Annotated in this window: 1 protein-coding gene; it reads right to left on the bottom strand. The window is 45.8% G+C overall.

Annotation, left to right across the window (positions count from 1 at the left end; translation table 11 throughout):
* On the bottom strand, window positions 1–707 hold a 707-nt coding region (locus tag ACS8FD_RS20590; protein WP_439277235.1), incomplete at both ends, for a 1-deoxy-D-xylulose-5-phosphate synthase N-terminal domain-containing protein.

The following is a 707-nucleotide window of genomic DNA, read 5'->3' as shown; positions in this document are numbered from 1 at the left end:
GAGTATATCGCGACAATGGGCTTGACGCCTTGCGTTGCCATACCGCCCGCAAGTGTCACCGCATGCTGCTCAGCAATGGCCACATCAAAAAACCGCTCTGGGAACTGACGGGCAAAGTCAATCATCCCAGAGCCCTCTTCCATCGCTGGAGTGATCGCTAATAGCCTATTATCTTGTGCCGCTTTATCGCATAAAAACTGCCCAAACACTTGCGAATACTTTAGTTTAGAAGGCTTATCTTTAGTAGCTTCACTCTCGATAGTCGCTTTATCTTTGGCAAAGTCACAGGCGACAATGTCTTCAGCGGGTAATTTGCTAATGGCATGATAACCGACGGGATCGGCTTCCGCAGGTGCAAAACCTTTGCCTTTAGTCGTATAAATATGTACTAGTACTGGTCCTTTTACCTGTTTGGCAAGTGACAATACTCGTAGCAGCTCAGGAATATTGTGACCATCAAAGGGCCCAAAATAGGTAAAACCAATGGCTTTAAACAAATTGTCTTCTAACTGCGGTACATCACGATGTTCACTATGACGTTTGCGTCGATCAAATGCCTGCATGTTTGGACGATGGCGCAGCACCGGTGCCCCTGTATCTGAGATATCAACTTGATAACCTGACTCCCAAAGCATCGCTAAGTGTCGCGAAAACCCACCAATAGAACACGATATCGACATGTCATTGTCATTTAAAATGACCAATAA

The organism is Psychrobacter sp. 1U2, assembly GCF_051847575.1.
This window is presented reverse-complemented; position numbering and strand designations above follow the sequence as displayed.